Source organism: Candidatus Alcyoniella australis (assembly GCA_030765605.1).
Lineage (GTDB): Bacteria > Lernaellota > Lernaellaia > JAVCCG01 > Alcyoniellaceae > Alcyoniella > Alcyoniella australis.
On sequence record JAVCCG010000047.1, the window covers coordinates 1 to 4,597 of the forward strand.

Here is a 4,597-nt window from a genome sequence, read left to right on the forward strand (position 1 = left end):
GGTGATCGACTTGCCCGCGCGGCGCAGAACGATATCGGGATTGGGCAGCAGCCCGAGCAGGCTGCGCATCTCGTAGGCGGATGTGGCTCTAGTAGCCCGCTCGCCAAGAAGTTCTTTGGACATTGAATCTCTCCGTCAGCTTAATCGACTCGCGCCGACCGCGGGTCACGGGGTTGGGGACTACGAGCTGCTCGCCTTTGCCGGCCATCAGCGCCAGGGCGCAGGCCCAAAAGCGGTCCGAGTGACCGGCGTCGGAGCGCGCCGCGTCAAAGCGAAAGTGCCCGGCGGCGGTGGTCGTCTTCTGCACCGCGTGAAAATCGCTGCGCAGCTCGCTGTCGGGCGGGATCCGCAGCAGGCGGTCCTCCATCAGACGGCGCACGCGGAAGGCCAAATCCTCCTTGACCGACGAGGTGAAGGTCACCGGCTCGACGCGATAGGAGCCGAAGGCCTGCACGGCCTCCTCGGCGATCTGCATCCCGAGGCCGGAGGCGTCGATGCAGGCGCGGCGCACGCGGGCCAGGCGCTTGAACAGCTCCTGCCGTTGCTCGCTGAAAGGCGCGCGGAACATCGTCAACAGCTCGCGCGTCCAATACACGTCGCCGAGCTTTTCCTTGGTCCAGATCACGGTCAAATCACGGCGGCGGCCCACGTCCATGCCGAGGTACAGCTCGCCGCCGCGCGGCCAGGACTCGGGATCGAGCAGGATCGGCTCGGACGCCTCGCACTTGTCGAGCAGCTCGAATGGAATCAGCGCCGTGGCCTCGTCGATGAAGCGGCACTCGAACTCCTGGGCCCAGGTGTCGGGGTCGTTGACCCCGGCGCGCAGCTTCTGCAAATCGACCTTGGCGCCCTCGGAGATCGCGTCGTAGATCGTCGTGAGGTGCTTGGCAAAGGCCGCGTTGTGCTCCCACAACTCGTAAAACACGTTCTGCTTGCCGTTGGCCGTGGAGACCATGTCCATGCTGTAGCCGCGGGTGATCGTCGGATACATCGCGCGCCACAGCGCGCGGCCCTCTTTGAAAAATGCGGCCTCGTCCCAGCCCACGTCTCCGGTAAAGCCGCGCACCGTGTCCGGGCTGGCGGGCAGTGAGATGATGCGCGAGCCGTTGGCCAGCCGACACTCGGTCTTGCCCAGGGCCTCAGCCTCGAACAGCTCGTCGTTCATCGCCTCAAGCACGCGCAGATGGGAATAGACTTTCTGCATGTCCTCGCGGCTCTGGCGCTCGGAGGCCGAGAGGATCAGCGAGACGCCGGGCTTGCGCAATCGCCGGATCACGTGCTTGAGGGTCAGGGCGAAAGATTTGCCCGCGGCCTGGCGTGTGGCCAGCCATAGGCAGAGCTGAGACGAATCCTCAATGAAGCGGCGCTGGCAGGGTAGGAGGATGTAGGGATTAGCGCTTGATGCCATACTCGGTCTCCAGGATACGGTCCAGGAGCCGCTGCTTTTCCTCGGGCGAGAGGTCGCGCTTGTCCTGGTCTGTTTCCTCTTTCTCGATCTTTTTCAACTCACGCTGGGCGTAGGGCTTGGTTGAGGCGATCAGGTATGCCAGGGCGTAAATCGTCTTGATGTGCAGCGTCTCAAGCGCCTTCTTGCCGAGCTTGTACTTGAGCTCTTGCAGCATCAGGCTGAAGTGCCGTTCGGACTCGAGGTAGCGCTTGCGCAGGCGCTCCCAATCGCCCTTGGCCTTCCACTTGGAAAGCGTGGTCGCGGAGACGCCGATCTGTCGGCTGATCTCGGCCAGGCTCAGGCCCTCGCGCACAAAGAGGGTCTGGGCCTCGTCGTACCAAGCGGCGGTTTTACCCAAGATCGCGCTCCAGGGCCTCGGCCTTGGACGAGACCTCGCGCCACTTGTTGCGACAGGCTACGAGCAGACGCATGCTCTCGGCGGCCACGTCGAGCTGATCCAGGTCGGCCAAGTCGCTGTAGGGCGGAAGATAGGTGCGGATGGTCATCACGTAGCCGTCCGCCTCGTTCTCCAGGCGCTTCAGCTCGCGCTGCAATTCCTGGAGCCGCCCCATCAGCCGCAGGCGTTCCTCGCGCATGTTCATCCGCGGGTCTCCCGTTTGACCATCGGGCAGAACTGGTTGTCGTCGACCTTCTGCTGCAGGCGCGTCATTTCGCGCGTGAACATCAGCAGCGCGTCGCGGATCTCGACCAGAAGCTGCCCGTCCTGTTTAACCATCTGGCGGTAGGCGTCGATCTTGCGGTGGTCGAAGTACCAGATGATGAGGATGATCCCGGGCAGGCCGAAGGCTTTGAGCACCTGCAGGGCCATGTCGAAGGTTGACGCCGCTTGTACTGCGTCCATGCTCACTCCAATGTCTTGATGCCGGCAAAGTGCCGGTCGTAGGTGTTGCCCGGCTCGAAGCGCGAGAGCACGAAGGCGCGGCGCGAGGAGCTGGCGTTGTAGAATTCGCCGTCGGCCTTGATCATGCCCACGTGTCCGAAGGGACGGCGCGCGGAGAAGGTGAACCAAACCAGGTCGCCGAGCGCGCTTTCACGCCAGCCCGATTTCTCGGCTCCGCCCCAGACCGCCCACATCTTGCGCGCCGTGGTGCGCGGGAAGTGGAAGCCCGCACGGCGGCAGACGTACCACAGCGATCCGGAGCAGTCGGCGCCGGCCCGATCCTCGCCGCCCCAAACGTAGGGCACGCCGAGGAAGGCCTCGAGCTCGGCCGCGAGGCGCTCGCACCTTGGATCAGAAGATCCCGCTGATGGCGAGGCCCAGGCCGACAAACAGGCCAGAGAGCACAAGACCAACAGCCAGGTTGCCGTTCTTGATCTCAGCGACAAAGTCCACCTCCGGCGTAGCGCGATCGACGATGTGATAGGCGGCCATGAACAGCACAACGGCCAGCAGGCCGCTGATCAGGCAGGCCACCAGGTAGCTGACGAGTCCCATTGAATCCTCCGTAGCGGTGCATTGCGCGCCCATTCTAGGCAGGCGGGCGAGTACGTTTTGGACGTGCCGGACGTACCGGACGAATAATCGCGGACGCCCCCGCAGATAGCGTCCAGTGCGTCCGGTGCGTCCAATGAGCTGCTGAGAATCCTGTTAGCTTTTGCGCGATGGCACAGGACGCAACTAACTGGTTCGAGATCTTCAGGCTGGGCCGCTATCCCCAAGGCGACTGGTCCGATCCGGCCAAGATCGACGCGCTGATCGCGCGCTATGACGCCTCGGTTCACGAGGCTCCGCTGATTCTCGGCCACTCCAAGGACGATCAATCCGAGCAGCCGTCCTACGGCTGGGTGACCGAGCTCAAGCGCGTGGGTAACGGGATTTTGGCCCGTGCGCGGCAGGTGCCGCAGGCGTTCCGTGAGGCGGTCGAGGGCGGGCGGTTCCCCAAGCGCTCGGTCGAGATCTGGCGCGACCTGGAAGGCAAGGGGCCGTATTTGCGCGCCATCGCCTTCCTCGGTGCGACCACGCCGCAGATCAAGGGCCTGGCACCGGTCAAGTTCGGTGACGGGGGAGAATTCGACGTTTTCGAGCTCGAGGCCAAAGGCGGCTTCGACTCGTTCGAGCAGGAAAACCAACCGGGGAGCGGGGGCGCCCCGGATGCCCAAGGGAACGGGGTGCCCCCGGAAAACACGGAGGGACAGATGGATTTACAGGAGCAGCTCGACGCCCTGCAAAAGCAGATGGCCGAGCTTAAAGCCGGGAAAGAGACCGAGGCCGCGAAGTTCGCGGAGGAGGCAACGAAGCAGGCCGAGGCGCTCAAGGCCAAGGATTCCGAGCTGGCCAAGCTCAAGTCCCAGGGCCGCCGGTCCGAGCTGGAGAGCTTCTTCGACAAGCTCGCGGCCGAGGGCAAGGTGGCTCCGGCGTGGAAGGACGCGGGCATCGTGGCCTTCATGGAGCAGCTCGAGAGCGAGGCCGGCGACGAGGTCGCGGTGCTCAGCTTCTCGGACGAGAAGAAGGACCTGTCCCCGCTCGATTACTTCAAGGCTTTCCTGGAGAGCCTGCCCGAGGTGGTGAACTTCAAGGAGATCGCCACCAAGGCCAAAGCCCAGCCCGAGCCCGAGCTGAGCAAGTTCAACGCCCAGGGCGGCAAACTGGATGAGGAGCGCGCGGAGCTCGACGCCAAGGTCGAGCGCTACCGCAGCGAGCACCCGGACAAGAGCTACGGCGAGGCGCTGGAGATCGTGACCCAGCAGGTTCGCTAATCCCCCGACCGAGGGGGCACAGGAGAGACAGATGCAATACAGACCGATCCTGACCCTGCCGTTCACGGCCTCGGGGGCTGTGCCTGCCAACCGCTTCGTGGGCTTTGACGGCGCGGTGTGCGGCGCGGACGCCAAGTCCCTGGGCGTCACCCGCTTTGGCGCGGACGACGGCAAGGCCGGCGAGACGATCGTGCTCGGCACGGCCGTGCTGGAGCTGGCCGAGGCGGTCGTCAAGGGCGACAAGCTGGTCTCCGACGCCAACGGCAAGGGCGTAAAGGCAACGGCCCTGGCGGCCGTGGTGACGGCCGAGATCGAGGCCGCGACCGAGGCCGCGCTGGACGCTGCGCCGACGATCACCGCCGGTGTGGATGCCGGTGAGACGCCGGTCACCTCGACTGCGGCCAACGGGGCGATCATCACCGCCTCGTCCGA

8 protein-coding genes are annotated in these 4,597 nt (G+C 64.9%); 2 read left to right on the forward strand and 6 right to left on the reverse strand.

Going from position 1 to position 4,597, the window contains the following annotated elements; translation table 11 throughout:
* Positions 1–88: 88 nt before the first annotated feature.
* Genes P9M14_05225 through P9M14_05250 form a run of 6 tightly spaced genes read right to left on the reverse strand, consistent with a single transcriptional unit; the run spans position 89 to position 2,903 of the window.
* Positions 89–1,408, reverse strand: a complete 1,320-nt coding sequence (locus P9M14_05225) for a terminase family protein (GenBank protein ID MDP8255129.1) — start codon at positions 1,406–1,408, stop codon at positions 89–91.
* On the reverse strand, positions 1,392–1,805 hold the full coding sequence (locus P9M14_05230) for a hypothetical protein (GenBank protein MDP8255130.1): 414 nt from the start codon (positions 1,803–1,805) through the stop codon (positions 1,392–1,394). The genes P9M14_05225 and P9M14_05230 overlap by 17 nt, the downstream gene beginning before the upstream one ends.
* A complete protein-coding gene (locus tag P9M14_05235; GenBank protein MDP8255131.1) occupies positions 1,798–2,049 on the reverse strand; it encodes a hypothetical protein in 252 nt (83 codons plus the stop codon). The genes P9M14_05230 and P9M14_05235 overlap by 8 nt, the downstream gene beginning before the upstream one ends.
* On the reverse strand, positions 2,046–2,309 hold the full coding sequence (locus tag P9M14_05240) for a hypothetical protein (GenBank protein MDP8255132.1): 264 nt from the start codon (positions 2,307–2,309) through the stop codon (positions 2,046–2,048). Before P9M14_05240 ends, P9M14_05235 begins: the two co-directional genes overlap by 4 nt.
* 2 nt (positions 2,310–2,311) lie before the next feature.
* Complete coding sequence (locus P9M14_05245) at positions 2,312–2,653, reverse strand: NlpC/P60 family protein (GenBank protein MDP8255133.1); 342 nt, start codon at positions 2,651–2,653, stop codon at positions 2,312–2,314.
* 46 nt (positions 2,654–2,699) lie between these two features.
* On the reverse strand, positions 2,700–2,903 hold the full coding sequence (locus P9M14_05250) for a DUF350 domain-containing protein (GenBank protein ID MDP8255134.1): 204 nt from the start codon (positions 2,901–2,903) through the stop codon (positions 2,700–2,702).
* Positions 2,904–3,070: 167 nt separating this feature from the next.
* On the opposite strand from P9M14_05250, the gene P9M14_05255 reads away from it, so the two are divergent.
* Positions 3,071–4,165: a hypothetical protein gene (locus P9M14_05255; GenBank protein MDP8255135.1), complete on the forward strand. Its 1,095-nt coding sequence runs from the start codon at positions 3,071–3,073 to the stop codon at positions 4,163–4,165.
* A gap of 31 nt (positions 4,166–4,196) precedes the next feature.
* Positions 4,197–4,597 (forward strand): DUF2190 family protein (locus tag P9M14_05260; protein MDP8255136.1); only part of this gene is annotated, 401 nt, incomplete at its 3' end.

Bases quoted from the DNA above. Each gene is read 5' to 3' on its own strand.
- P9M14_05255 (MDP8255135.1), top strand. From the start codon at position 3,071: ATGGCACAGGACGCAACTAACTGGTTCGAGATCTTCAGGCTGGGCCGC.
- P9M14_05240 (MDP8255132.1), bottom strand. From the start codon at position 2,309: ATGGACGCAGTACAAGCGGCGTCAACCTTCGACATGGCCCTGCAGGTG.
- P9M14_05225 (MDP8255129.1), bottom strand. From the start codon at position 1,408: ATGGCATCAAGCGCTAATCCCTACATCCTCCTACCCTGCCAGCGCCGC.
- P9M14_05250 (MDP8255134.1), bottom strand. From the start codon at position 2,903: ATGGGACTCGTCAGCTACCTGGTGGCCTGCCTGATCAGCGGCCTGCTG.
- P9M14_05235 (MDP8255131.1), bottom strand. From the start codon at position 2,049: ATGAACATGCGCGAGGAACGCCTGCGGCTGATGGGGCGGCTCCAGGAA.